Origin of the sequence: Streptomyces sp. NBC_00986 (assembly GCF_045162565.1) — a bacterium.
Classification (GTDB): Bacteria; Actinomycetota; Actinomycetes; order Streptomycetales; family Streptomycetaceae; genus Streptomyces.
Genome location: NZ_CP108733.1, coordinates 10,872,381 through 10,897,102, shown reverse-complemented (window position 1 = coordinate 10,897,102; position 24,722 = coordinate 10,872,381). Strand labels below are relative to the sequence as shown.

General features: G+C 70.9%; 25 protein-coding genes. 11 read left to right on the top strand and 14 right to left on the bottom strand.

Annotation, left to right across the window (positions count from 1 at the left end; genetic code table 11):
* Positions 1-139 precede the first annotated feature (139 nt).
* The 7 genes from OG504_RS49075 to OG504_RS49045 all read right to left on the bottom strand — a co-directional run bounded on the left by OG504_RS49075 (position 140) and on the right by OG504_RS49045 (position 7,351).
* Entirely contained in the window at positions 140-1,090 is a 951-nt protein-coding gene (locus OG504_RS49075) for a catechol 2,3-dioxygenase (protein WP_405995649.1), read from the bottom strand.
* Positions 1,071-2,198 carry a 4-oxalomesaconate tautomerase gene (locus OG504_RS49070; protein ID WP_405995648.1) on the bottom strand — a complete coding sequence of 376 codons (1,128 nt, stop codon included), beginning with the start codon at positions 2,196-2,198 and terminating at the stop codon, positions 1,071-1,073. Before OG504_RS49070 ends, OG504_RS49075 begins: the two co-directional genes overlap by 20 nt.
* Positions 2,195-2,899: a 4-carboxy-4-hydroxy-2-oxoadipate aldolase/oxaloacetate decarboxylase gene (locus OG504_RS49065; protein ID WP_317771749.1), complete on the bottom strand. Its 705-nt coding sequence runs from the start codon at positions 2,897-2,899 to the stop codon at positions 2,195-2,197. Before OG504_RS49065 ends, OG504_RS49070 begins: the two co-directional genes overlap by 4 nt.
* A gap of 2 nt (positions 2,900-2,901) precedes the next feature.
* Positions 2,902-3,651 (bottom strand): PIG-L deacetylase family protein, encoded by a 750-nt coding sequence (locus tag OG504_RS49060; protein WP_405995647.1) that lies wholly within the window; start codon positions 3,649-3,651, stop codon positions 2,902-2,904.
* A 61-nt stretch (positions 3,652-3,712) separates the two neighbouring features.
* Positions 3,713-4,363, bottom strand: a complete 651-nt coding sequence (locus OG504_RS49055; protein WP_366095109.1) for a GntR family transcriptional regulator — start codon at positions 4,361-4,363, stop codon at positions 3,713-3,715.
* Between the two features lie 184 nt (positions 4,364-4,547).
* The gene (locus OG504_RS49050) at positions 4,548-6,434 is read right to left on the bottom strand and encodes a tannase/feruloyl esterase family alpha/beta hydrolase (protein WP_405995646.1); all 1,887 of its coding nucleotides are present in this window, start codon (positions 6,432-6,434) and stop codon (positions 4,548-4,550) included.
* Between the two features lie 62 nt (positions 6,435-6,496).
* Positions 6,497-7,351, bottom strand: a complete 855-nt coding sequence (locus OG504_RS49045) for a LysR family transcriptional regulator (RefSeq protein ID WP_405995645.1) — start codon at positions 7,349-7,351, stop codon at positions 6,497-6,499.
* A gap of 68 nt (positions 7,352-7,419) precedes the next feature.
* Between OG504_RS49045 and OG504_RS49040 the strand changes: the two genes are divergently transcribed.
* A complete protein-coding gene (locus OG504_RS49040) occupies positions 7,420-8,316 on the top strand; it encodes an EamA family transporter (RefSeq protein ID WP_405995644.1) in 897 nt (298 codons plus the stop codon).
* 24 nt (positions 8,317-8,340) lie between these two features.
* Here OG504_RS49040 and OG504_RS49035 read toward each other — a convergent pair whose 3' ends face one another.
* The 5 genes from OG504_RS49035 to OG504_RS49015 form a co-directional block, all read right to left on the bottom strand.
* Positions 8,341-8,754 (bottom strand): SDR family NAD(P)-dependent oxidoreductase, encoded by a 414-nt coding sequence (locus tag OG504_RS49035; RefSeq protein ID WP_405995643.1) that lies wholly within the window; start codon positions 8,752-8,754, stop codon positions 8,341-8,343.
* Complete coding sequence (locus OG504_RS49030; protein ID WP_405995642.1) at positions 8,735-9,910, bottom strand: NAD(P)/FAD-dependent oxidoreductase; 1,176 nt, start codon at positions 9,908-9,910, stop codon at positions 8,735-8,737. The genes OG504_RS49035 and OG504_RS49030 overlap by 20 nt, the downstream gene beginning before the upstream one ends.
* A complete protein-coding gene (locus tag OG504_RS49025) occupies positions 9,907-10,104 on the bottom strand; it encodes a ferredoxin (RefSeq protein WP_033282886.1) in 198 nt (65 codons plus the stop codon). The genes OG504_RS49030 and OG504_RS49025 overlap by 4 nt, the downstream gene beginning before the upstream one ends.
* A gap of 51 nt (positions 10,105-10,155) precedes the next feature.
* Positions 10,156-11,394 carry a cytochrome P450 gene (locus tag OG504_RS49020; RefSeq protein ID WP_405995641.1) on the bottom strand — a complete coding sequence of 413 codons (1,239 nt, stop codon included), beginning with the start codon at positions 11,392-11,394 and terminating at the stop codon, positions 10,156-10,158.
* A 369-nt stretch (positions 11,395-11,763) separates the two neighbouring features.
* Entirely contained in the window at positions 11,764-12,486 is a 723-nt protein-coding gene (locus OG504_RS49015; protein ID WP_405995640.1) for a response regulator transcription factor, read from the bottom strand.
* 333 nt (positions 12,487-12,819) lie between these two features.
* On the opposite strand from OG504_RS49015, the gene OG504_RS49010 reads away from it, so the two are divergent.
* Entirely contained in the window at positions 12,820-13,584 is a 765-nt protein-coding gene (locus OG504_RS49010; protein ID WP_405995639.1) for an SDR family NAD(P)-dependent oxidoreductase, read from the top strand.
* 215 nt (positions 13,585-13,799) lie between these two features.
* Here the strand turns inward: OG504_RS49010 and OG504_RS49005 are convergent, their stop codons facing one another.
* Entirely contained in the window at positions 13,800-13,982 is a 183-nt protein-coding gene (locus OG504_RS49005; protein ID WP_405995638.1) for a hypothetical protein, read from the bottom strand.
* A gap of 178 nt (positions 13,983-14,160) precedes the next feature.
* Between OG504_RS49005 and OG504_RS49000 the strand changes: the two genes are divergently transcribed.
* From OG504_RS49000 to hemC, 9 genes are all read left to right on the top strand, one after another.
* Positions 14,161-15,321 carry a histidine kinase gene (locus tag OG504_RS49000; protein WP_405995637.1) on the top strand — a complete coding sequence of 387 codons (1,161 nt, stop codon included), beginning with the start codon at positions 14,161-14,163 and terminating at the stop codon, positions 15,319-15,321.
* Positions 15,322-15,343: 22 nt separating this feature from the next.
* Positions 15,344-15,988: a response regulator gene (locus tag OG504_RS48995; RefSeq protein WP_405995636.1), complete on the top strand. Its 645-nt coding sequence runs from the start codon at positions 15,344-15,346 to the stop codon at positions 15,986-15,988.
* 252 nt (positions 15,989-16,240) lie between these two features.
* A complete protein-coding gene (locus OG504_RS48990; RefSeq protein ID WP_405995635.1) occupies positions 16,241-17,590 on the top strand; it encodes a sensor histidine kinase in 1,350 nt (449 codons plus the stop codon).
* Complete coding sequence (locus OG504_RS48985; protein ID WP_405995634.1) at positions 17,587-18,276, top strand: response regulator; 690 nt, start codon at positions 17,587-17,589, stop codon at positions 18,274-18,276. The genes OG504_RS48990 and OG504_RS48985 overlap by 4 nt, the downstream gene beginning before the upstream one ends.
* Before the next feature lie 56 nt (positions 18,277-18,332).
* Positions 18,333-19,349, top strand: coding sequence for an ATP-dependent DNA ligase (locus OG504_RS48980; RefSeq protein ID WP_405995633.1), 1,017 nt, complete (start codon positions 18,333-18,335; stop codon positions 19,347-19,349).
* A gap of 137 nt (positions 19,350-19,486) precedes the next feature.
* Positions 19,487-20,263 carry an NPP1 family protein gene (locus tag OG504_RS48975; protein ID WP_405995632.1) on the top strand — a complete coding sequence of 259 codons (777 nt, stop codon included), beginning with the start codon at positions 19,487-19,489 and terminating at the stop codon, positions 20,261-20,263.
* Positions 20,264-20,340: 77 nt separating this feature from the next.
* Positions 20,341-21,903, top strand: coding sequence for an MGH1-like glycoside hydrolase domain-containing protein (locus tag OG504_RS48970; protein ID WP_405995631.1), 1,563 nt, complete (start codon positions 20,341-20,343; stop codon positions 21,901-21,903).
* Positions 21,904-22,129: 226 nt separating this feature from the next.
* A complete protein-coding gene (locus OG504_RS48965; protein WP_405995630.1) occupies positions 22,130-23,149 on the top strand; it encodes a questin oxidase family protein in 1,020 nt (339 codons plus the stop codon).
* Between the two features lie 61 nt (positions 23,150-23,210).
* Entirely contained in the window at positions 23,211-24,146 is a 936-nt protein-coding gene (hemC, locus tag OG504_RS48960) for a hydroxymethylbilane synthase (RefSeq protein WP_405995629.1), read from the top strand.
* A 46-nt stretch (positions 24,147-24,192) separates the two neighbouring features.
* Here the strand turns inward: hemC and OG504_RS48955 are convergent, their stop codons facing one another.
* Positions 24,193-24,711: a hypothetical protein gene (locus OG504_RS48955; protein WP_405995628.1), complete on the bottom strand. Its 519-nt coding sequence runs from the start codon at positions 24,709-24,711 to the stop codon at positions 24,193-24,195.
* Between the last annotated feature and the right edge of the window lie 11 nt (positions 24,712-24,722).

The following is a 24,722-nucleotide window of genomic DNA, read 5'->3' as shown; positions in this document are numbered from 1 at the left end:
TTGGTGCGCTAGACGCTAAGGAGCCACCCCCTGGATAGTCAACGTTTTTGTCAACAATCTCATCGACAATCGCTGAGGGATGGCTCCCGTGTCGCGTTCAGCGGCTCTCGCGCACCGGTCAGGGCCTTCTGCGCACCGCTCAGCCGACCGGCGGAGTCCCGTGCGTATGGAAGGACTCGATGGTCTTCAGGCCCCAGGCCTGCCCCTTCTTCCGCTCGTCCTCGGTCCAGGTGATCAGCGGCCAGTCGGGCGCCAGGACGAGTCGGGTGAGCGGGTTGCACAGCTCGATGCGGTTGCCACCGGGCTCGTAGACGTAGAGGAAGAACGTCTGCTGGATGGCGTGCTTGTGCGGGCCCGTCTCGATGAACACGCCGGTGTCGATGGCGAGATCGGCCGCGCGCAGGATGTCCTCGCGGGTGTCGGTCGCGAAGGCGATGTGATGCAGCCGCCCGGTCGAACCGGTCCAGTCCTCGGTGTAGACGACGTCGTACGACTTGTTCGTGTACGTCAGCCAACGCGCCGCGATCCGGCCGCTGTTGAGCCGGATCTGCTCGGTCGGCCGCGCGCCCAGCACCTGTTGCTGGAACTCGGCACTCGACAGCACGTCCGCGGCAAGGAAGTTGATGTGGTCAAGGCGCCGAACTCCGACGCCCCGGTTGGGCTTGGCCTGCGGCTGGTTCTTCAGCGCGGGCTTCAGCTCGTCGGGGGCCTGGTAGTACTCGCTCTCCCAGTACAGGGCGTGCTCGTGGCCGTCCGGGTCGGTGGTGACGTAGAGCTTGCCGATGCCCGGTTCGTCCTCGACCCACCTGCCGGTGCCGCCCGCTTCCTCGATCGCCTTGATACGGCGCTGGAGGGCCTCCTCGCTGGAGGTGCGCAGGGCGAGGCGGCCGAGGCCGGGCTGTTCGCGGGCGGTGAGGACCAGGCTGTGGTGCTCGTAGTCGTCGTAGGTCCGGAGGTGGACGGTGTCGCCGTCCTGGCCGTTGACGGTGAGGCCCAGGTAGTCGGTGAAGAAGGCGACACTGGTATCCAGGTCCGGGGTGAAGAGCTGGGCGTGGCCGATATGGGCGATGTCACCGAGCGGCGGAGCCATCGTTGCCTCCAAGGGGGCGTGCGGGTGCGGGAGTTGCGGCGGCGGGCCGGGGGAAGACCGTGCCGTCGAAGATCTTTCGTGCAGTGCGGACGACCGCGGTTCTGCGGACCACGGGAGCGGAACCCTCGGATCCGGCGTCCACGCTAGTTTCGATGTCTAGGAATCCGCTGGGATGCTCGATGCGAATTCGGTCACTTTGTACGGGTATCTCCGCGATGCCCTCCCCCACCCCGCCGGGGACGAGGAGCCCCGCCGCCACGCTCGCGGCGCCCAGGACGCCGATGGAGGTGTGGCAGCGCACCGGAATGAAGGTGCGGGTCATCACCGCGCCGCCGTCCGTGGGCGGCGCGAGCAGGCTGAGCTTGGGGATCGTGGCGTGTTCGACGTCACCGAGGCCCATCAACTTTCCGGCCGCCAGGCGGATCTCCCGTAGGCGGGCGGCGAGAGTGGCGTTCTCCTCCAGGTCGGCGGGCGTCTCGTACCCCGCGACGTCCAGTGCGGCGGCCGGGATGAGGACGACCGGCATGCCGTTGTCGACGCACGTCACCTCGGTGCCGGCGATCACGTCACGGATGCGGCCGGTCGGGAGAAGCGGGTTGCCGCCCTGCGGAAACTCGATCACCACCGGTGCAGCCGTGCCGGGCACACCGGATATCTCCGCCGTACCGGAGTAGTCGACCCGCCCGCCCGGAGTCGGGAAGCTCGCGATCGCCAGTTCCCCGGTGTTGAGCATCCGGATGCGGACGGAGGTCTCGCCGTCACCGGGGGCCACGAGCCCCCGCTCCACGGCGAACGGGCCTATACCGGCGAGGATGTTGCCGCAGTTCTGACGATCCGTCACCTCGGGTCGGTCGACGGCGACTTGCAGGAACAGGTAGTCGACGTCGGCCTCGGGGTCTTCCGAGGCGGAGACCACGGCCACCTTGCTGGTGAGCGGGTGGGCGCCGCCCAGGCCGTCGATCTGGCGCGGGTCGGGGCTGCCCATGACGCGCAGCAGCAGGTCGTCGCGTTCGGCGGTGTCGGCGGGGAGGTCCTCGGCAAGGAAGTAGGCGCCCTTGGAGGTGCCGCCGCGCATCAGCATGCAGCGGACCTCCGCGGGCCCGGTCACGACCCGGCTCCGGTGTACTCCTCGTACGACCGGTACTCGACGCCGAGTTGCTTGAGGGTGTCGCGCAACCCGTAGCGGTCCAGGCCGAGTTGGCCCTCCAGGAAGGCGGCACGAGTGGCCGCTTCCTTGGCCTCGCGGGCCTCCGACTTCTCGGCGGTCTCGCGGGCCTTCTCGCGCGGTACGACCACGACGCCGTCGTCGTCGGCGACGATCACGTCACCGGGGCGGACGACCTGGCCGTCGATGGCGATCGGCACGTTGACCGAGCCGCCGGTGGCCTTGACGGTGCCCTGTGAGGAGACGGCGCGGGACCAGGCGGCGAAGCCCATGTCGCGCAGTTCCTGGGTGTCGCGGATGCCGGTGTTGAGGACGACTCCGCGCACCCCGCGCTTCTGCAGCGCGGTGGCGAAGAGCTCGCCGAACAGGCCGTCCGTGCACGGGGAGGTGGTGGTGACGACCAGAATGTCGCCCTCGCCGCACTGCTCCACGGCCGCGTGGATCATGAGGTTGTCGCCGGGCCAGCTGAGCACGGTCACGGCGGTGCCCGCGACGCGAACTCCCTGCTGCACAGGGCGGATTGAGGGTCCGAGGAGGCCGGTGCGGCCCATGGCCTCGCTGACGGTGGCGACACCGAAGGCGGCCAGCGCCTCGACGTCCTTCGCGTCCGCCTTCGGGGGGTTGGTGACGATCACGCCGCCCATGGTTATGCCAGCTCCTTCGCGATCTGCGGGTACGGGCGCATGTACGCCTCGGCCATCGTCTTGTGGGCCAGGCCCAGGTTCGGGCCGGCGTTGCGCTTGAGCTGGACGCCTCGGCGGACGGCCAGGTCGGTGTAGTAGTCCCACAGGTGCTGCTGGGCGCCGAGGCACTCCATCGCCATGCGCTTGGTGTCCCAGACCTCGGTGATGTCGAGGAGGACCTCGGGCTTGAAGCCGCTCATCTCGGGCTGGTGCGGCTCGAAGTAGAAGACCGGCGGGGCACCGATGATCTCGCCCTCGCCGGGGTAGCCGATGGCCTGCGCGAGGACGCGGGCCTCCAGCGCCATCCGGTTGGCGGCCGGGTGGTCGCCGTTGTACGGATCCTCGGTGGGGTGGGTGAGCACGACGTCGGGCTGCGTGGCCCGGTAGACCTCGACGAGTCGGTCGGTCAGCTCGGCGGTGGCGACCAGGGGGTAGTCGCCCGCGTCGAAGAAGCGGACCTCGGCGCCGAGGGTGGCCGCGGCCCGCTCGGCCTCGTCCCGGCGTATCGCCTTGATCTCGTCCAGCTTCTTGCCCTCGCGCCAGGCCTTCGCGGACTCACCGCGCTCGCCGAAGGTCAGACAGGCGATGGTGACCTTCTCGCCGCGGGCGGCGGCCAGGGCGATGGCTCCGCCCGCCCGCCAGACGAAGTCCCCGGCGTGCGCCGTGACGACGAGTGTCGATCGTGGGGTGGCGGGCGCGTTGCCGTGCGTCATGACTCGAATCTCCTTGATGGACAGGTGTGCGCCCGCCCCAGGTGCGCCGATGCGCCGCGCGTCAGTCGCGCAACGCCTCGATCACACTGGTGAGATGGGCGCGGACGGCCGCCTCGGCCGCCTGGGGGTCCCTGGCCGTGATCGCCTCGATCATCGCCAGATGCTGACTCAGGGACTGCTGCGGACGCCCCGGCCGCAGCGCCAACTGGAAGCGGTGACGCACCAGTTGGGCATTCAGCCGCTCCAGCAGGGCCACGGCCGTCTGCTGGCCGGAGAACTCCCTCACCTTGTGGTGGAGTTCGCTGTTGAGCTCGGAGTAGGTGACCGGCTCACCGTCGGCCACGGCCTTGGTCATGGCCCGGCCCAGGTCCGTCAGTTCGGTCAACTGCTCGTCGCCGGCCGCGACGGCCGCCTTGGCCGCGCACAGTCCCTCCAGGACCATGCGGCACTCCGTGATGGCGACCGCTTCCTCCACGGTCACCACCCGCACCCGGGAACCCCGGTTGCGGATCCGCTCGACCAGCCCTTCGGCCGCCAGATCGATCAGCGCCGCCCGGATGCTGGCCCGCGTCACATCGAACTGCTCGGCGAGTTCGTTCTCCACCAACCGCTGTGCCGGTGCCATGTCGCCCTGCAGGATCGCCTGCCGCAGCTGCGTGAGCGCATGCTGCTTGGCCTGCTCCCCGGTGCTCGGACGGGCTTCTTTCGGCATCGTTGCCCTCCCTGAGTGAGTGCCTGTCGAACCTAAATCTAGCCAAACAAGATTGTCAACAATTTTGTCCGCTGTATTGCAGGCATGCTTCCGCCCATACTTACCGCAGACACGCCACTGCCCGCCCATGGACCGGCCATGGACGGGCAGTGGACAGCGGATTTCTCCAGCCTACTCAGGCTTTCTACGGCTTGTGACGCCCGCAGCTCATCGACTTGCCGTTCTTGGTCTCGCACCACTCCTGGTAGCCGGAGGTGAAGGACCCCGCCCACTTGAAGTGGTCGTCCGGCAGCCTGTCGGGCGGGTGGGCGCGGTAGTTGGCCGCGTCCTTCTTGTCGCCCGAGCCGTCGTAGGCGACGAGTTGCGGGTACGGGTAGACGGGCCGCGTGTACTCGACGGTGGGTGCGGTGCTGCTGGCACCGGCAGATGCCTTGGTGTCGCTGCCGCCGAGCTGGCCGCCGGCCGGTCCCCCGGGCTGATTGCCCCCACTCGTCTTGGACGCGATGACGGCGCCGGGGGTCCTGCCGGTCTCCCGCCAGGAGATCAGCGGGCTCAGCAGGTCGAAGCTGTCGGGCCCGTCACCGCCGCCGCAGTGGTTGACGCCGGGGAAGAGGTACAGGCGGTAGAAGTCGTCGGCCTTGCCCTGCCCCATGGTGTCGATCACGGCCTGGCGGTAGGCGCGGGTGCCCGTGGGCGGGATGTTGGGGTCGGTCAGCCCGTGCCACTGGATGAGCTTGCCGCCCGCCTCGTGGAACTTGGTGAGGTCGGGGTCGGTGGCGTCGTAGATCCCCGAGACCTCCCGCTGGTAGGCCTTGAAGGTGTCCACGGTGAACAGGGACGCGTCGAGCTTCAGCGTGGGATCGGCCTCCCACTTGCCGACCCAGCGCAGGAAACCGAGCCCGATCCCGTACAGCTGCACCGAACTCTGCCCCTGACCGGCCTTCGGGACGAACAGCCCCTCCCAGGCGGCCTCGGAGCCGTAGGGCTGGCCGCCCGTGTAGAGATGGGTCCCGTCCGGGGCGGTCACACCCGCGTACGCCTTCCGTACGACATCGACCTGCTCGGAGGTCAGACAGCCCGAACTGTCCTTGTTGTCGGCGCACTTGAGGCTCGCCGGGTCGAAGGCGCAGGTCGCCGGGTCCTGGATGAGGTCGTTGTTCAGCTTCGGGTCGGCGCACTTCGCGATGACGGCCTTGTGCAGCATGGCGAGCTTCGAGGCGGGCAGGATCGTCGAGCCGTCCGCGCGGAAGTCGATCGTCGAGAGGTACGCCTCCTGCATGGCGTTGAGCGCGGTCTGGTTGAAGGCCGGGGCTCCGACCAGGGCGGCGCTGAAGTCGCCGGGGTAGCGCTGCACCTCCATCAGCGTCTCGCGCCCGCCGTCCGAGCAGCCGTCGTAGTAGGAGTACGTCGGCTCGGCTCCGTAGAACGCCTTGGTGATCGCCTTGGCCGCGGTGGCGAAGGCGTGCTCGGAGCGGTATCCGAAGTCGACCTTGAGCTGGGGGTTCGTCGCCCATACCTCGGCGGAGCCGCCGACCATGCCGGAGGTGGAGACATGGCCCTGGTTGTCCTGGCCGAGGGCGAAGGAGCCGTCGGTGACGGGGGCGCAGTCGGTCGAGGCGGCGGGCTGGGCGCTGACGCCGACCATGCCGCAGTAGCCGCCGCAGCCCTCCTGGAGGTAGCGCTGCCGGTACGTCTTCGTCGGCAGCCGCAGTTCGAACTGGATCTGCGGGGCGACCGTGCCCTTGACGTCGCAGTACTCGTACGCGTTCGAGCCGCTCTTGGCCACCACGCTCGCGGAGGCGACGGAGGTCGCTGCGTCGTCGAGCGTGCCGAAGTCCTTCTGCGGCAGGTCCGCACACGAGATCTTCGGCCTGGTGACCGGCAGGTTCTTGCCCACGTCACCGCCGACGGACGAACTCGTCGACACCTTCGTGACCCGCGCGCCGGCGTCGGCGTCCGCAGAGAACGTGTCGGGCAGCAGCGCGAGGCCGGTGACGAGGGCCGCGGCGATGACGGCCACCAGGATGACGATCCGCGTCCGCTTCGACGAGTGGGCATGACCAGGGCTCATGGTGTCAGCGTCGAGTCGGCCCCCGGCGGAGGCCACCGCCGTGGGCCACAAGGGTGACAGGATCAGGCCTCGCGGTAGAGGGCGGTGAGCAGTTCCAGCACGGCCTGGGTGGCGGGGTGCGGGTCGTCCTTCCACCAGGCGAGCCGTACGGCGATGGGCTCGCCGTCGCGCACCGGCCGGTAGACAACTCCGGGCCTCTGGTACTGGTTGGCGGTCGCCTCCGCTGTCATGCCGACGCTGCGGCCGGTGGCGATCACGGTGAGCCAGTCGTCCACGTCGTGGGTGTCCTCGGTGGCCGGGCGGGAGTCGGGCGGCCACAGGTCGGCGGTCGTGGTGCCGGTACGGCGGTCGACTAGGAGGGTGCGCCCCGCGAGGTCGGCCAGCCGGACCGAGCGGCGGCGGGCGAGGGGATCGTCGGAGGCCATGGCGCACAGTCGGCGCTCCAGCCCGACGATGGCCGACTCGAACCGCCGGTCGTCCAACGGCCTGCGTACTACGGCGAGTTCGCAGGCGCCTTCCCCGAGTCCTGCGGTGGCCGAGTTGACGCGGACCAGGTGCAGGTCGGTCTCCGGGTGCGTCCGGCTCCAGCGGCGCTGGAAGGGCAGCGTGTGCCGGCCGAGCGCCGACCAGGCGTAGCCGATGCGCAGATGGACATGGCCCGAGGTGGCGTCGCGGACCAGGTCGTCGACCTCGGCGAGCACCCGCCGGGCGTGTGCGACCACCCGCAGCCCGGTGCCGGTCGGGGTCACCGCCCGCGAGGTGCGCCTCAACAGACGCACGCCCAGGGCGCGTTCGAGCGAGGCGAGGGTGCGGGAGACGGCCGCCTGGGAGACGCCGAGCGTGGCGGCGGCGTCGGTGAAGGTGCCCTCGTCGACGATCGCGACGAGGCAGCGCAGCTGTCGCAGCTCCAGATCCATGACTCCAGCGTATAGATCGTCCCGCTCATGCATTTTGCGCAAGTGCCGATCAGGCGCACGATCGGACCATGCCCGGAGCCTCCTCAGCGACAACTCCCTTGCCCACCGCGTCACATGGCACCCCGCCGCCGTCCCGCGTGGGCCTGGCCGGTGTCGCCACCATGGCCGGCAGCGGGCTGTCCAACCAGCTCGGCGCGGCGATCGGCTCCCTCGCCTTCCCGGTCATCGGGCCCGTCGGGGTCGTCGCGGTGCGGCAGTACGTCGCCGCCGCCGTCCTGTTCGCCGTGGGCAGGCCCCGGTTGCGGGAGTTCGTCTGGCGGCAGTGGTGGCCGGTGCTGCTGCTGGCCGTGGTGTTCGGGACGATGAACCTGTCCCTGTACACGGCGATCGACCGTGTCGGCCTCGGTCTGGCGGTGACGCTGGAGTTCCTGGGCCCGCTGTCCATCGCGCTGGCCGCGACCCGGCGCCGCGTGGACGCCTGCTGTGCACTGATCGCGGTGGCGGGCGTGGTGACTCTGATGCGGCCGCGCCCCTCGGCCGACCATCTGGGCATGGGGCTCGGGCTGCTGGCCGCCACGTGCTGGGCCTCCTACATCCTGCTCAACCGGACTGTCGGACGCCGCATCCCCGGAGCGCAGGGTTCGGCGACGGCGGCCGGGGTGTCCGCGCTGATGTTCCTGCCGGTCGGGATCGTCGTCGCGGTCCGGCATCCGCCGACCCTCACGGCGGCCGCGTGCGCGGTGGCGGCCGGGGTGCTGTCGTCGGCGGTGCCGTATCTGGCCGATCTGTTCACGCTGCGCCGGGTGCCGGCTCCGGCCTTCGGGCTGTTCATGAGCGTCAATCCGGTGCTCGCGGCCGTGGTCGGGTGGATCGGCCTCGGGCAGCGGCTGGGCTGGGCGGAGTGGGCGGGCATCGGTGCCGTCGTGGCCGCGAACGCGCTGAGCATTCTCACGTCACGGGACTGAACGGCCGAGACCCGCCCGCCCTTGTCACTCGGCGAGGACGTCCCGCATGCCGCTGCCCTCCCGCCACTGCCTGAGCAGCGCGTGGAAGTCGATGACATGGACCGTGCCCAGCAGGTCGACCTCCAGGACTGTCCGCGCGGACGCGATCGAGGCGGAGACCCCTGCCGTGTGCGCCACGGCGATCACCCGGCCCTCACCGGCTGCCGTCTGGGCCAGCTTGTCGACGGCCGTACGGTCGGAGATGTCGGTGAGGATGCCGTGTGCCGCGTAGCCCTCGGCGGTCAACGCGGCGACGGTGCGGCCGAGTTGACCGCGTGAGGCGTCGGCGAGGAACAGGGTGCGGCCGCTGCCGAGGCGGCGTGCGATCGCCGTCCCCATGCCTCCGGCACCGGTGACCACGACGACGTCGCGGGGTTCCTCAGACGGTCGTTGCGCCATGGACGGCCTCCTGCCAGCTCGCTCCGGCCACGATGGCCTGTCGCCATACGCGGATCGCCTTGGGCGGCATGCCGACCGCGAGGGCGCCGGTGAGCCGGTCGCCGGTGCGGTAGGCGGCCACGAACCGCCGCTCGCCCCAGTCCCCGTCCACCACGGCGACTTCGTCGTGGCCGCGCAGATAGCCGTAGGCCTGGATCTTCATGTCGTACTGGTCGGACCAGAAGTACGGCACGGGCGAGAACGCCTTGCGCGCCCGCGAGTTGAGGAGGTTGCGGGCGGCGGCCATGCCCTGTTCGGCGGCGTTGGTGCGGTGCTCGATCCGCATCGAGGTGCCGAAGAGCGGGTTGTACCAGCGGGCGACGTCACCGGCCGCGTAGACGTTCTTGGCGGCCTCGCAGTACTCGTCGCACACCACGCCGTCGCCCACGGACAGTCCGCTGTCGGCGAGCCACTCGGTGTTGGGCAGCGAGCCGATCGCGACGAGCACCTCGTCGGCCTCGACCTCCTCGCCGGTCCTGAGCCGTACGCCCTCGTCGGTCACCTCGGTGACGGAGACACCGGTGCGCAGGTTCACGCCGTGGTCCACGTGCGCCTGGGCCAGCACCTGTCCGACCGTCGCGCCGACCGCGTGCGCCAGGGGCACGGGGGCCGGTTCCAGCAGGGTCACTTCGGCGCCCAGCCGCCACGCCACGGCGGCGGCCTCCGCGCCGAGGAAACCGGCGCCGACCACCACCAACTTCCGCCCGGGACCGAGCCGTTCGCGCAGCGTGAGCGCGTCGTCGAGCGTGCGCAGCACATGCGCGCCCTCGCCCGGCAGCCGCCGGGGCCGCACCCCGGTGGCGATGATCAGCCCGTCGTACGACACCTGCGCGCCGTCCGCGAGCCACACCTCCTGCGCGGCGACATCGAGCGCGGTCGCGGCGACCCCGAGGCGCAGGTCGAGGTCGAGCCCGCTCAGGTCGGCCGGGGTGCGCAGGGCGATCCGGTCGGGTTCCCACTCGGCGGCGAGGACCTGCTTGGACAGCGGCGGCCGGTCGTAGGGCAGGTGCGGTTCATCGCCCACCAGGGTCAGCGTGCCGGTGTAGCCCTCGCGGCGGAGTGTCTCGGCCGCCGCGAGTCCGGCGGCCGAGGCTCCGACGACGACGATCCGTGTCACTGCTCCACCAGTCGGATGGCCGCGGCCGGGCAGACCGCCACGGCTTCCCGTACGTCATCGAGGAGTTCGGCCCCGGGCTGCTCCTCCAGGAGGATCGCCACGCCGTCGTCGTCACGCTGGTCGAAGACGTCGGGGGCGGCGACCACGCACTGCCCGGAGGCGACGCATTTCGGTTCGTCGAGTTCGACCTTCATGGCTGGGTCCTTTGCTCTCGGTTGCTCTTGGTTCGTTCGTGAGGGGGTTGGTCACCAGGCGACGGGCAGGCAGGCCACGCCGTAGGTGGTGCCGGTGCGGTCGAAGGCCAACTGCTCGACGGGGGCGGCCAGTCGGAGGGTCGGGATGCGGCGGTAGAGGGTGCCGTAGACGACCTGGAGTTCGAGGCGGGCGAGGTTCTGGCCGAGGCACTGGTGGGGGCCGTAGCCGAAGCCCTGGTGCTGGCGCGCGGAGCGGGTGATGTCGAGGCGGTCGGCCTCGGGGAAGGCCTCGGGGTCCCAGTTCGCGGCGTGCAGGTCGAAGATCATGCCCTCGCCGGCGCGGATGGTGACGCCCCCGATCTCGATGTCCTCCTTGGCGACGCGGCGGACGCCGGTCTGCACGATGGTGAGGTAGCGGAGCAGTTCGTCGACCGCGCCGGCGATGACCTTCGGGTCGTCCGTGTCGCGCACCAGGGCGAGTTGGCCGGGGTTCTGGAGCAGGGCGAGCGTGCCGAGGCTGATCATCGTGGCGGTGGTCTCGTGCCCGGCGATGAGCATGGCGACGCCCATGTGGACGGCCTCGGTGCGGGTCATCTCGCCGTTGTTGACGCGCCCGGCCATCTCGGACAGCACACCCTCGGCCGGGCTCTCCAGCCGCAGCCCGATGAGCTTGTCCAGATAGGCCGCCAGGGCGCCGCTCGCCGCCCGCGCCTCCTCGGGCGACGCGGCGCTGTCGAGCGCGATGCTGCTGTTGCGCTGGAAGAAGTCGTGGTCCTCGTACGGCACGCCGAGCAGCTCGGCGATGACCAGCGAGGGGACGGGCAGCGCGAGCGCGGTGAGCAGGTCGGCCGGGTGGGGGCCGGCCAGCATGTCGTCGATCAGCTCGTCGACGATCTTCTGGACGGGCGCCCGCATGGCCTCGATCCGCTTGACGACGAACGGCGCGTTGACCGTCCGGCGCAGCCGGGTGTGCTCGGGCGCGTCGGTGTTGGTGATCATCCGCGGGGTGTGCGGGGCGATCTCGGCGCGGTGCGCGTTGACGTAGGGGAAGCCGGCTTCCAGGTCGTCGTCGCTGACGCGTGGGTCGGTGAGCAGGGCGCGCTGGTCGGCGTGGCGGGTGATCAGCCAGGGCGTGGTGCCGTTCCAGATGCGGACGCGGCTGATCGGTTTCCCGTCGCGCAGCCCGTGCACGGCGGGCGGCGGGGCGAGGGGGCAGCGCGCGTCCCGCTGCATCGGGTACTCGGGGGCCGCCGCCGTGTCGGGCGCGGTGTCGGTCAGGGTGTCGGCCATGTCTCTCCTCGGTGGTGGGGGGGCTCTGCGTGGGGGCGGAGCGCGCCGGGGTACTGGGATCGAGGCCTCGATGAGCACATGCAAACAGAGCGCGCTGACGCCTTCCGGTCAGCTCCCTGACAACAACCTGACGTGGCCCGGATCACATGTCAGCACTGTTGCCATGAACCGGACAGAGATGTCAGGGAGGGTCAACTCAGGTGAATTGACGGCGAGTTGACCGATGGAGTCGTGACACCACCGACGCGCGAAGGCAACGAGAAAAGGGCGGCGCCACGTCACTGTGACACCGCCCCGCACCCTGCTTCACAGGGTGTCCGTATTTGCTCCGCACATCCCATGCAACTCCCCGGCGGGGCACTCACGCGTTCACGCCTCGCCGGCCGCCCGTCCGAGCCAGTAGCCGAAACCCCGGCGCGTATGGATGAGCGCCGGGCCTTCCTGGTCCACCTTGCGCCTGAGGCGGGAGACGAGCTGCTCCATCGCGTTGTGGCCGCGGAAGTCGCCCCAGACGTACCGGCTGATCTGCTCCTTGGACAGCACCTTGTGCGCGTTGACGAGGAGGTGGCGCAGCAGTCGGTACTCCGCGGGCGTGAGGTCGAGGGTGTGCCGTCCGCGCCTCGCCTGACAGGTGGTGTCGTCCAGGACGAGGTCGGCGTAGTGCAGCGCGCCGTCCCGTCCGCCGCCCCGACCGCGCAGTAACACCTGGATACGGGCGAGCACCTCGGCGATCCGGAAGGGCTTGGTGACGTAGTCCCGCTCTCCCGCGCCCAGTTCGGGCAGCAGCTTGTCGAGGGCGTCCCAGCCGGTGAGCAGGAGGACGGGCGGGCGGTGGGTGACGAGTCGGCGGCCCTGCGCGAGGGCGTCCATCTCGGGCAACTCCGCGTCGATGACGACCAGTTCGAACCGCTGCTCCGCGAGCCGGGAGACCACCTCGGTGCCGTTGCCGGCCGTCCTGATCCGGTAGCCCGCCAACTCCAGTGTCGTGGAGAGGAGTTCGGCGTTGTCCGGCTCGTCCACGGCGACGAGCAGATGCTGCCCGCCACCGCGGGCGAGCGATCGTGTCTCACTGATGCTGTCGTACGTGGACATGAGCATCACCCTACCGTCCTGCTTGCCTGACTCAAGCAATATACATTCGATTGCTTGACTCAAGTAAGTCAGATACGCTTGCCTAACTCAAGGAAGCCCGCCGTAAGGGTGGGCCACCAGGAGTCAGGAGCACAGCTGAGCTCTCGCTCACCAGAGCCGGGGCCGCCTTGAGCGGAAGGCGGCCCCCGCGCCGAACCCGTGGGGACGGGGGTCGGCGCTGTCCCGGACCCGGTCGCCGGCCACTCCCCCAGATCGGCGCCGGGTCCGCGGACAAACCCTCTCGCCCACCTCGGGACGACCGCGGCGGACCCGCGAAGAACCAAGGAGTACGCCATGCACGGCATCGGTCTTGAAGGGCGCAGTGTCGTCGTCACCGGGGCGGGATCCGGGATCGGGCGGGCGGCCGCGCTGCAGTTCGCGCTCGCGGGTGCCCGGGTCGTGGTGGCGGACCTCGACCGGGCGGGCGCCGAGCGGACGGTCGAGGAGATCGAGCACGACGGTGGCTCCGCCGTGCGTGTCGTCGGCGAGCTGAGCGACCAGGCGGTGGTGGACGAGGTCGTCGCCACCGCCGTCGACGGGTTCGGCGGGCTGGACGTGCTGATCAACAACGCCGGGATCATGGACCGGATGTCGGCCCTCGCGGACACCGGCGACGCCGAGTGGGAGCGGGTCGTGCGCGTCAATCTGACGGCGCCCTTCCTGCTCACCCGGGCCGCGCTGCCGCACATGCTGGCCGCCGGGCGCGGCGCGATCGTCTTCACCGCCGCCGAGGCCGGCCTGCGTGGCAGCGCGGCGGGCGCCGCCTGCACCGCCGCCAAGCACGGCATCGTCGGCCTGGTGAAGTCCCTCGCCGTGATGTACCGGGGGCAGGGAATCCGCGCCAACGCGATCGCCCCCGGGGCCACCGCGACCGGCATCACCTACGACGTCGACGCGCGGGCCCACGGCCCCGGGGTGATCGGACCCGGGCTCGTGGTCTCCGACCGGATCGCCTTCCCGGAGGAGCAGGCGGCCGCGCTCGTCTTCCTTGCCTCCGACGCGGCCCGGCACATCAACGGCGCCGTGCTGCCCGTCGACGACGGCTGGAGTGCCGTATGACGGGCGCGCCGGGACTGGTCACAGGGGCCCAACGGCCGCCATGCGGCGGGCAGTTCGTGGAAGCCGTAGACGGGGCCGTCGTGTTTGAACGGGATCTAGTCGAGGCCGGTGCTCCTGCGGCAGTTGGAGACGGCGTGGACACTGAGCTCGGCGAACGGCCGCTCCGCCTTGGTGCGGATCAACTCCCTTGTGCCGCCGACCTGTTCGGGCGAACGTCAGGTCACTCGCCTGCGGGTCCGATACAGGCTGACGCCCGCGCCCAGCGCGACGGCGCCCATGCCCACGGCGGTCAGCACGGCCTGCGTGCCGTCGGCGACGAAGGGCGCGGCCGTGGCGACGAGCAGGTTGAACAGGAACAGGAACCACAGCACGGGTCTCGACGCGAGCAGCGGCGTCATGGGTGGTTTCCTCCGGATCGAGAAGACTTGGATCTTGGCTGACGTGTTGCCTCAACGATTCCGTCGTCCGCGCGACGCCACGAGGGAGCGATCTCCCGGACCCGCGGTGCAGCGGGCTACACCCGTGCCGGGTCGTCGGCCCCCGCATGCCCGGACCGATGCGCCTAACCTGATCTCCATGCGCGCTACCGTGCGGCAGGCCGCCCGAGCCACCCTCCAGCTGGTCCTCTCCGCCGCGATGGCCTTCGGGTCGTACATATTCGTCACCGTGCTCCTGATCACCGCGATCGCCACGGCCGCGGTGGTCGGCGCGTTCATGCTCCCGGAGACGGTGCTGCTGATACGGCGGATCGCGGGGGCCAAGCGGCACCAGGCGGGCAGGTGGACGGGCCGGAAGATCCCCGAGGCGTACCAGCCGCTCACCGGCACCGTGCGCGAGCGGGTGCGCACGGCGGTCCGCGACCCGAGCACGCTGACCGACTTCCGCTGGATGGTCGCCTACTACGCCTACGGCACGCTGCCCGTGCTGATGCTGCCGCTGTGGCCGCTGGGTCTGGTCGTCGACGGGGTGTGGTGCGGGCTGTTGCGTCGCCGGGCCGTCGTCCTGCCGTTGATCAGCCGGCTCGCGGATCTCGACGCGCACTGGTCCACCGTCCTGCTGAAGCCCTCACCGAAGGCCCAACTGGCCGTACGGGTCGAGGAGTTGGTGCAGACCCGGGCGGGCGCGATCGCCGCGCACGGCGCCGAGCTGCGCCGGATCGAACGCGATCTGCACGACGGCACGCAGGCGAGGCTGGTGTCGCTCTCCATGCGGATCGGTCTCGCCAAGCGGGCCTACGACCAGGATCCGGAGGCGGCGCGCAGGATGCTCGACGACGCGCAGACGCTGGCCGAGGAGGCGCTGACGGATCTGCGGCACGTGGTGCGCGCGATCCATCCGCCGATCCTCACCGACCGCGGTCTGGTCGGCGCGGTGCGCGCGCTCGCCGCCAGCAGCGCGCTCACCGTCACCGTGACCGTGGACGGGCTGACCGACGGACACGACGGGCCGCGGGCCCCGGCGGCGGTGGAGGCGGCCGCGTACTTCGTGATCGCCGAGTCGCTGACCAACGCGGCCAAGTACAGCGGCGCCGACCGCGCCGACGTCCGTCTCGCCCGCGCCCGCACCGGACTGCGTGTCCGGGTGCGCGACGAGGGCCGGGGCGGAGCCGACGAGGCGGGGGGTTCGGGGCTGCTGGGCATGCAGCGCCGGGTCGCCGCGCTCGACGGCAGTGTGACTGTGACCAGCCCCGTGGGGGGACCTACCGTGATCGAAGTGGAGCTGCCGTGCGTCTGGTGAGCGTAGTTGAGGCGGAACTGTCGTGAGAGTGGTGCTCGCCGAGGACAACGCCCTGCTCAGAGAGGGCCTGGTCCTGCTGCTGACCTCGGCGGGGCACGAGGTCGTGGCCGTAGCCGGGAGCGGGCCGGAGGTGCTGCCCGCGCTGCTCGAACACCGGCCGGACGTGGCCGTGCTCGACGTGCGGATGCCGCCGGGCTTCCGTGACGAGGGGCTGCGGGCCGCGCTGGAGGCACGGGAGAAGATCCCGGGGCTGCCGGTGCTGGTGCTGTCGCAGTACGTCGAGGAGTCGTACGCCGCCGAGCTGTTGGGCATCGGTGCCAGCGGAATCGGCTACCTGCTCAAGGACCGGATCGGCCGCGTGGACGAGTTCCTCGACGCGCTGGACCGGGTCGCGGCGGGCGGTACGGCGCTCGACCCCGAGGTGGTGACCGAACTGCTGACCCGGCGCCGCAATTCGCCGTTGGACTCGCTGACCCCGCGCGAGCGCGAGGTCCTCAAGCTGATGGCGGAGGGCCACGACAACACGACGATCGCCAAGACCCTGGTCGTCACGGAACGCGCGGTCAGCAAGCACATCGGCAATGTGTTCCTCAAGCTGAGCCTGCCACCGAGCGACAGCGGGCACCGCCGGGTGCTGGCGGTGCTGGCGTATCTGCAGAACGTGTGACGCGCGCCGCCGGTCGTCCCCGGGGATGAGGCAGCCGGCGGCGCGTACCGCGTTCCCCGTAGCGGCGATCTGCGGAGTGAGCAGCCGCGATGGTCGGCAGACGCACGACGACGGGACGGGGGGCCGGCTGGAAGTCTGGACCGGTCCCCGAGCAGCGGATGTGGAGCACTCCGTCCCGTGACCGCCCTCCTACTACTGCTGGGCCCTCCGGCGCTGCCGCCCCTCGCCCCAGGAGCCCCACCGGAGACACCCATGAACGACAGCCTGCAGCGCTACGCGGACGAGCACATCCGCACCGTCGACACCATGTCGGCCGTCCTGCTGTTCGCCATGTTCCTCTTCGGCAGCGAGCTGGGCGCCCCCGGCGGTCCCCGGCCGGACGCGGTGGGGCCCACGATCACGCTCGCCGCCGTCTCGTGCGCGGCCCTGCTCCGGCAGCGGAGTCGTCCTCGTACGGTCGTCGCGGTCACAGCGGTGGGGGCTGCCGGGGCGAGTGCGCTGGGCCACCTGCTCACCCCGCTGCTCCTGGGCCCCCTGATGCTGGCGCTGTACCGGCTGGCCGTGCTCACCGGCCGCGGCACGGCCCGCCGTTGCTTCTTCGCCTCGGTCGCGCTGGTGGTCACCACGGCCACGGTGGTGGACCCGGTGCATCACCCCTGGCCGTTCAGAACCGTCGGCCCGGCCGCCTGGCTGCTGTTGCCGGTCGTCGCCGGGAACGCGGTCCGGCTGCGGGACGCGTACCTGGAGGCGGTGCAGGCGCGGGCCGAGTACGCGGAGCGCAGCCGGGAGGAAGAAGCGCGGCACCGGGTGGCGGAGGAACGGATGCGTATCGCAAGGGAGTTGCACGATGTCGTCGCCCATCATCTGGCGCTGGCCCACGCGCAGGCCGGTACCGCGGCGCACCTCGCGCGCACGCACCCCGACCATGTGCGGAAGATCCTGGTCGAACTCGCCAGTACAACGTCCTCAGCGCTGCGTGAGATGAAGGGCACGGTGGGGCTGCTACGCCAGCGCGACGATCCCGGTACGCCTCTGTCCCCGAGCCCAGGGCTGGCCCAACTCGCGGAACTGAGCCGGGCATTCGCGTCCGCAGGGCTCACGGTGACCGTGACGACAGAGGGCGAGACGCGCCGGCTGTCACCCGGGGTGGACCTGACGGCCTACCGCATCGTGCAGGAGGCCCTCACCAACGTCAGCAAGCACGCCTCGAGTCGGTCGGCGCGGGTGCGATTGCGGTACTCCTACGACCGGTTGACCGTCACGGTGACTGATGACGGGATGGGTACCGGGGGCGGCGACGGGGCGAACGCGGTGACAGCCACCGCACCAGCACCCGCCCACGGCCTCGGACTCAACGGGATACGCAAGCGCGCCCGATCCGCCGACAGCACCCTCCGGGCCGAGCACCCTGCCGAGAGCCGCGACGGAGGCAGCCCGACGCCGGTCACCGCCCGCGGCTTCGGGCTGATCGGCATGCGTGAGCGCGCCCGGTCCGTCGGTGGCGTCCTCCAGGCCGGGCATCGTGTCGCGGGTGGTTTCGAAGTCACCACCGAACTGCCGCTGTACCCCAGCGCCCCGGAATCAGAAGAAAGAACCCCATGACCATCCGCGTGCTGCTCGCCGACGACCAGGCCCTTCTGCGGGCCACCTTCCGCATCCTGATCGACACCTGCGAGGACATGGAGGTGGTCGCCGAGGCGGCCGACGGCGCCGAGGCGATCCTGCTGGCCGGTGAACACCGCCCCGACCTCGTCCTGATGGACATCCGCATGCCCGGCACCGACGGTCTGACCGCCACGACCGTGATCTGCGCCGACCCGGCGCTGTCCGACACCCGCGTCCTCATCCTCACCACCTTCGAGGTCGACGAGTACGTGGCACAGGCACTCCGGGCAGGCGCGAGCGGCTTCCTCGGCAAGGACGTCACCGCCGACGCGCTGCTGTCGGGCATCCGCACGGTCGCGTCCGGCGAGTCACTGCTCTCCCCGCTCGCCACCCGCACCCTGATCGCCCGCTTCCTGGCCACGCCCGCACAGGGCGCCCGACTGGCCACGCCCGGCCGACTCGGCGCCCTCACCGCCCGCGAGCGCGAGATCATGGCCATGGCCGCCGAAGGCCGCTCCAACGACGAGATCGCCGAGAAGCTGTACGTCAGCCCGCTGACCGTACGCACGCATGTGCACCGCGCCATGGCCAAGCTCGACGCCCGCGACCGCGCCCAACTCGTCGTGATGGCCTACCAGTCGGGGCTGGTGCAGGCGCCGCCCTCACCCATGCCCGAGTTCTGAGTCGACGGCCGCCAAGGGGATCGGGGCCGTTCAGGCGAACCCGTACCGAAAAGCGCATGGCACCGCCCGACCCCGTCGACACCTGTGCGGTGACCCTGCCACCGCCCCTCCCCCACATCCCACCCATGCTCGCCACCCCCGGCCCCCTCCCGCCCACCGCCCAGGACTCCCAGTGGGCCTACGAGACCAAACAGGACGGCCAGCGCGTACTCGTCTACCTCGCCGGCGACGGCAGCGTCCTCCTCCGCGCCCGCTCCGGCGAGGACATCACCGCCGCGTACCCCGAACTACTCCCCCTCGCCCGGGAGTTGGGCACCACCCCGGCGATCCTCGACGGCGAGGTGCTCGCCCTGGACGAACAGGGCCGCGCCGACTTCCAGTTGCTGCAGGGCCGGATGGGCCTGGCCGGGTCGCCGGCGCAGGCGGCACGCCGAGCCGCCGAAACGCCCGTCCACCTCGTGCTGTTCGACATCCCCCACCTCGGACAGCCACTCCTCACCCTCCCCTACGCCCACCGACGCACCACCCTCGAACAGCTCGACCTCAACGGCCCGTACTGGTCAACTCCCGCCGCCCTCACCGGACATGGCGCCGAAGCGCTTCAAGCAACCCGCGAGCACGGACTGGAAGGCCTCGTCTGCAAGCGGCTGGACTCGGTGTACGAACCCGGGGTCCGTTCCCGCGCCTGGATCAAGCTCCGCAACCTGCGCAGCGAGGACGTGCTCGTCGGCGGCTGGGTGCCCGGCAAGGGGCGCCTGACGGGCCTGCCCGGCGCGGTACTGGTGGGGCAGCGCGCGGCCGGCCGGCTGCGGTACGTCGGCAATGTCGGCACCGGCTGGAACGAGAGCGAACGCGCCGAACTCGCCGTACTCCTGGAGGCGGCCGGGACCGACACGTCCCCCTTCGACCCCGTACCGCCGGTGGCCGGCGCGCGCTGGGTGGTGCCCCGGCTCGTCGGCGAGGTCCGCTACAGCACCCGCACCCGGGCCGGGATGCTCCGCCAGCCCTCCTGGCTGAGGCTCCGCCCGGATCTCGCACCGGAGGAGTCGGCGGCGGATCTGCCCGAGCGTTAAGGAAGTTGCGTAGATCAATTATTGGGCCGCCCGTTACCGAAGTGACATCCCACCCCCTTGGCGCGTACATGGAAAGTCGGCACCATGAAAGCCCTTTCCCCCCATAGCCGTTGGGCTGCATCCAAGAGGAGGACGCAGTGTCGTCCCAGAAGTCCCGCACCCGCCGCGGAAGGTGGCTCGTCGGCCTCGGCGGTGCCGCCGCGCTCGTCATCGCTTTCCCCTCCGCAGCCTTCGCCGCCCCGCCCACCGCGCTGCCCGCGAACGCCGAAGCCGCCGAGCAGACGTATCTGCCCGCCTTCGACTACGACACGGACGGCTGCTACCCGACGCCCGCGATCGGCCCGGACGGGACGATCAACGGCGGCCTGAACCCGACGGGTTCGCTCAGCGGCGAGTGCCACGACGCCTCGGACCTCGACAACACCAACAGCTACTCGCGCTACAAGTGCAACAACGGCTGGTGCGCCTACATGTACGGCCTGTACTTCGAGAAGGACCAGGCCGTCGCCAACTCCAGCATCGGCGGGCACCGCAACGACTGGGAACACGTCGTGGTGTGGGTGCAGAACGGCACGATCCAGTACGTGTCGACGTCCAACCACGGTTCGTTCACCGTGCACGCGGCCTCCGACGTCCGCTTCGACGGCACGCACGCCAAGATCGTCTACCACAAGGACGGCATCGGCACGCACGACTTCCGGTTGGGGAACGCGAACGACGAGCCGCCGGAGAACGACAAGCACACCTGGCAGTACCCGCCGCTCGTCGGCTGGAACGGCTACCCGGCGGGCCTGCGCGACAAGTTGAGCGCCTACGACTTCGGCAGCGCCAACTTCGGGCTCAAGGACGCGAACTTCGCGGCCCACCTCACGTCGGCCGAGCCGTCCGGAATCACGTTCGACCCCAACGCCTGACCGAACCGTCCAGGGGGCACCATCGTTCTCAGGGCTCCCGGAGTCATCTCGACCCCGGGAGCCCGAGAGGACGGAACGTGGCAGCTGAACGCGGGATCTCGCGGCGGGCTCTCCTGATCGCGCTGGGCATCGCCGGGGCGACGGCGGTCCCGGCGGGTGCGCAGGGCCCGGCTCCCGGGAACGGATACACCATGCCCACCCTCGCCTTCGACGACCAGGCCGTCCACCGTCGCCTCGGCACCGTCTACGCCTCCGCGCTCAGATCCGTGTCCGGCGCCAACACCATCGGCGCCGACCGCTCGGTGTACGACAAGGCGGGCCTGCTGTCCTACCCGCCCGGCACCGTCGTCCGGGCGGGCGGCGGCTATCCCGCGCCGCAGCGCTGGACCCGGGACGCGGCCGTCAACGCGTGGAGCGGGGTGAGCCTGCTGGCGCCGGACGTCGGCCGCAACACCCTGTGGTCCGTGGTCGACCGCGCCCGGGACGGGTTCGTCGTCCAACAGGACAACCAGTGGTGGGACCAGATCGTGTGGGTCCTGGCCGCGCACCACCACTACCTGGTCACCGGCGACCGGGACTTCCTCACCCGGGCCTACGACACGTCCACGCACACCCTCGCGGCCCGCCGCGCCCAGCACTACAACCCGTCGTTCGGCCTCTTCGAAGGCCCCGGCTTCATGAACGACGGCATCTCCGGCTACCCCAGCCCGCCCGCCTCGACGTCCGTGCACTCGTCCTTCGTCCTCGACCACCCCCACGCCGACAAGCTGATGTGCCTGTCGACCAACTCCCTCTACCACGGCGCCCAACTCGCCCTCGCCGCCATGTCCGAGGCCCTCGGCCACCCCGTACAGGCCGCCTCGTTCCGCTCCGACGCGGAGCACCTGCGCACGGCGATCGACAAGCACCTGTGGCGCGCGGACGCCGGCACCTACGCCTATCTCGTGCACGGCGAGGGCGCCCGTGCCGGGCACGTCGACACCTCGCAGGAGGGCGCGGGCCTGGCCCTCGCGATCCTCCTGGGCGTCGCCGACCAGGAACGCGCCGTGCAGCTCCTCGACTCCACACACTGGCAGCCGTACGGCATCGTCAACGTCTGGCCGCACTTCCCGCGCTTCGACGACCGGCATCCGGGACGACACAACGTGATGGTCTGGCCGATGGTCCACGGGCTGTACGGCCAGGCCGCCGCCGACGCGGGTCGCCCCGAGCCGTTCGCCCTCGCCGTCGACACCCTCGCCGATCTGATCACGGCGAGCGGCGGCTTCTACGAGCTGTACAACTCCGTGTCCGGCGCGGTGGACGGCGGCTGGCAGGGCGGCGCGAGCGGGCACGCCGACCACTTCGTGTCCCAGCCCGACCAGACCTGGTCGGCGACGGCGTATCTCCGTCTGATCCACGACGGCCTGTTCGGCCTGACCTTCACGGACGACTCGCTACGGCTGAGCCCGTGCCTGCCGTCGAACTGGGGGGCGGTGAGTCTGCGTGGGCTGCCGTATCGGGGGATGACGCTGGACGTGACGTTGAGCGGGGGTGGGAGTCGGGTGCGGTCCTGCACGGTCGACGGGGTGTCGGGGGAACCGGTCGTGGCCGCCGGTGGGCGGGGACGTCGCGTGATCTCTATCGTGCTGGCCGACTGAGCGCTCCGGTGGTTGGGGGGATGTGCGGCTCCACCGCGGGGCCTCGACGGGTCGTCGTTCGGCTGCCGCGCCGTTGGGGCTGGTCGCGCAGTTCCCCGTGCCCCTACGGAGCGCCGCCCAGGCCGTGCCCGAATCGCTTGGGTCCTCGGGACTAGGACCGGAGGTGGGTGCCACTTCCGCCTCCGGTCTGTTCTGCGGACGCGGCCGCGCACCTAGCGTGCTGGGCATGGATACGACCGGAACGTTGGACGAAGCATTCGGACGGCTGCACTCCACCGGGCCCGAGCGCGAGGGGTGGCTCAGTAACCACGCCCCGATGGTCGCCGAGGCGCTTGCCGCGCGCGGGCAGGCGGGGGCCGTCCATCGCTGGCTCGATCTCTATCGGGACAAGTTGGAGGACTTCCCCGATCCGGTGGCTGCTGTCACAGACGCCAACTGGGCTGCCGCGCTGGGGGATTCACGCCGGGCCGCCGACTGGATCGGCTACTTCTCCCGCGCCCTCGCCGAGCGGCCCTGGCAGGACGTGCTGGCCGTGTGGTGGCCGCGGCTGCTGCCCGGGATCGCCGCGGGCGCCACCCATCCGGTCATCCGCGTCGGGCATGCCGTACGGGCCCTCGGTGTCGAGGAGAACGAACCCCGGCTTACCGAACTCGCTCACGGGCTGGGCTATTGGGCGGCCCGGCATCAACCCGTGTCGGGGATCGCGGAGTTGGCCGCCGGTCCCACCGCCGCCGGTGCCCTTGATGACGTGCCGCCGATCGCGGGAGGGGTGGTCGGGTTCCGGGCGCGGCTGGACGCCGTACGTCAACTGCCCGTCTGGGCGGGCGAGGTGAGCGATCCGGACGTGGCGCGGGAGCGGCTCGTCGAGTTGGTGCGTGCGGCCGTGCATCGTTACGCCACCCACGGGCACGGGGAGCCGACCATGCTGGTGCACGCGGCGACGGCGCCCAACGCCGTGCTGCGCGCCCTGGACGCGCTCCCCCGCGAGCTGTGGGCGCCGAGTCTGCACGCGGCGTGGACGGCGTCGGCTGCCGTCACCGCGATGTACGCCCCGAGGGAGGCGATCGACTACGTTCCGGCCTCGCGGGTTACGGCCGCAGAGGTGATGGAGCGGGCCCTGGCGCATGGGGACGAGCACGTGATCAAGTTGACGGACACGGCCCTGGATGTCGGGGACGAGCGGGCTCTCGCCGCCGCTCTGCGGGCCGTGGAGATCAGTGAGCCCCTTGTGCGGGGGCGGGCCTGAACCTGTTGCCAGGTGTACCCATCGGTCAACACGGGCATGCCGGACGGTCTATCGTGTCCGCATGTCCGTGCCCGAACTGATCCGTATCGTCTCCCGCGACTCGCCCATGGCGCTGGCCCAAGTGGAGCGTGTGAGCGCCGAGTTGGCCGTCCTTCATCCGCAGGTGCGCACCCAGGTCGTGCCGGTCAAGACGACCGGTGACAAGTGGATGGGCGATCTGTCCCTGGTCGAGGGCAAGGGGGCGTTCACCAAGGAGGTGGACGCCGCGCTGCTCGCCGGTGTGGCGGATCTCGCGGTGCACTGTGTGAAGGACGTGCCCGCCGACCGTCCACTGCCGGCCGGTACGACGTTCGCCGCGTTCCTGAAGCGGGACGACATCCGTGACGCCCTGGTCCACCCGGGCGGGCTGACCCTCGACGAGCTGCCGGCCGGGACGCGGATTGGCACCTCGTCGGTCCGCCGGGTCGCCCAACTCGCGGCCACGCATCCAGAGTTGGAGTGCGTGCCGTTCCGCGGCAACGTCAACCGGCGGCTGGCGAAGCTCGCGGCGGGTGAGGCCGACGCGCTGCTCGTCGCGATGTCCGGCCTGGAGCGGATCGACCGGCGTGACGTGATCAGCGAGGTGCTGTCGCCCGAGGTGATGATGCCGCCGATCGGCGCGGGCATCCTCGCCCTGCAGTGCCGTGAGGGCGACACCGACGTCATCGACACGGTGAGCGGGCTCGGTCACCCGGAGACGCATCGCGAGGCGACCGCGGAGCGCATGTTCCTGCACGTCCTCCAGGGGCACTGCAACAGCCCGATCTCCGGGTACGCGCAGGTGGACCGGAGCGGTGAACTGTCGCTGCGCGCCTGTGTGTTCACCCCGGACGGCAAGACCCGGCTGAACGCCCACGAGTGGGCGGGCCGCCTCGACCCGGCGACGCTCGGCACCTCGGTGGCCGTGGCGCTGCTGCGGCAGGGTGCCCGGGAGATCATCGACGGCATCCCGCACTGAGGCGGGAGACTCCAAGGGCGCCCGGGCTCCGCGTGGTCCCGGAGTTTCAGGGCGTGCCGGGTTCCGCCTGGTCCCGGAGGAAGTTGCTCACCTGGTGCGCCAGGCCGTCCCGCCCCGCACCACCGGCGGCGACGGCCGCCTCGCACAGACCGATGCCGCCCGCCCACAGCCGCCGTTCGGTCCACTCCTCCTCCACCCGCAGCTGGACCTGTACGTCCACCTGCTTCAAGGAGGCCTCGGGACCGGCCGCGTACACGACGGCGGTGGCACGGCGCAGCGGATGGACGTCGAAGCCCTCGATGAACTGCGAGCTGCGCCAGTCGATGAAGGCGCTCTCGCCGTCGGGGCCGACCCTGACGTCGATCTGACCGTCCTCCAGGTGGATGCCGTAGTGCCGCGCGCCGCGGTTCTCGACGGTGACACGGAGCGTGAAGTAGGTCAGCCCTTCGGCGGCATCGTCGCGTCCGCGTGGCGGCTCGGCGGCGGCCAGGCTGTGGACGCGGACACGCAGACCGGCATGTTCGTCGTACTCCTGCCAGTCCCCGACCACGTTCGGCTCGTACACAGTGCACCCTC